Source organism: Streptomyces sp. NPDC058701 (assembly GCF_042715295.1).
Taxonomy (GTDB): Bacteria; Actinomycetota; Actinomycetes; order Streptomycetales; family Streptomycetaceae; genus Streptomyces.
This window is the reverse complement of sequence record NZ_JBHXSY010000144.1, coordinates 1-1,404: the sequence shown is the minus strand read 5'-3', so window position 1 is coordinate 1,404 and position 1,404 is coordinate 1. Positions and strand designations below refer to the sequence as shown.

Sequence of the window (1,404 nt, the reverse complement as noted above, 5' to 3'; positions counted from 1 at the left end):
TTTTTACCCCCCCCCGCGGCGGCTCCGGCCGCGCCCCCCGCCCCCGCCCCCCCCCCCCCCCCCCGCCCCCCCCCCCCCCCCCCGGGGGGGGGGGGCGCCCGGGGGGCCCCCCCCCCCCCCCCCTCCGGCGTGCGTGCGGGACGTGTCTGTCGGTCGGTCGGTCGGTGCGGGAAGACGTACGGGAGTCGGTACGGGTGCCTCGCGGTGTCCTGTCCTGCGGGGGCCCGGGCGCGGGCTTGAGGGGCGGGGGCCTCGGGGGGACGGGGGACTCAGCCCGCCGCGGCGATCGGCCCGGTCCCCGGAGCCTGGCGCAGCTCGGCGGACCGGCGGCGCATCCGGGCCAGCACCACGCGTCGCTCGGCGGCGGTGAGGCCGCCCCAGACGCCGTACGGCTCGGGCTGGAGCAGAGCGTGCTCGCGGCAGGCGACCATCACGGGGCAGCGGGCACAGACGCGCTTGGCGGCCTCCTCGCGGGACAGCCGGGCCGCGGTCGGCTCTTTGGAGGGGGCGAAGAACAGCCCCGCCTCGTCGCGGCGGCAGACGGCGTCCGCGTGCCAGGGACCGTCCCCGGCCCTGGCCGGTATCCGCGGCTTCGGCACGGCGGCCGGGCGCCCGTGGAGACCCTGAACGGCGGCTACCTGCAGGGACTGATGCGGCGGATGCGGCACGGTCTACTCCTGACGACGTATACGCGAGCGAGAGACGATGCACCAGTCCCTACCCGCTGGAGGCTCCCCTATGCACGGAGTGCCACCGCGCGCCGGAGGTTCGTCCGAAACGCGATCCCGCGCGCGCGGGCGTCCGGACGGCGCGCACCACCGGGGCACTTGGCCCGCGAAGGCCCCCCGCCGCGGCGCGTGAGCGGATGCGCGGGGCGCCGCCGGGAACCGTGCGGCGCGGGGGCGCTCCCCCCGCGGTCATGGCCCGCGGGCCAACGCGGCGGCGCGGTCGCGCGGGCGACCGTACGCGCACGCCGCCCGCGCGCGGGGGCGCGTGAGCGCGGAGCGGGCCGGGCGAACCGCGCTCTGGCGGCGCCGGAACGGCCCGGGCCGGCCCCGGCGGCCTTCCGGGCACCGCCCGGGCCCTCCCCGTCCGTCAGGCCGGAACTCGCCGTACCGCGCGACGGATCCGGCTTCGGTGAGGTCGGCGGCCCGGGACCGTCCCACCCTCGGGCGGCGGTTTGGCGGCCGGCCGGCCGGCGGGCGGGCGGGCGGGCGGCGAGAACCCGGCCGGGGCGGGACGTGAACGGGCGGACGAACCGGCGGACGGACGGGGCCGCGGGCGGGTCAGCCGTCCCGGCGCCCGCGGCCGGGGCGGGACGCGAGCGGGGCGGGACGCGAGCGGGCGCGCGGGCGGCGCGGGGTGCGCGCGGGCGGCGCGGGGTGCGCGCGGGCGGCGCGGGGT

1 protein-coding gene is annotated in these 1,404 nt (G+C 81.8%); it reads right to left on the bottom strand.

Annotation, left to right across the window (positions count from 1 at the left end; all coding sequences use genetic code 11):
• Nucleotides 1–269: 269 nt before the first annotated feature.
• On the bottom strand, nucleotides 270–668 hold the full coding sequence (locus ACFWW8_RS38590; protein ID WP_386537617.1) for a WhiB family transcriptional regulator: 399 nt from the start codon (nucleotides 666–668) through the stop codon (nucleotides 270–272).
• Nucleotides 669–1,404 lie beyond the last annotated feature (736 nt).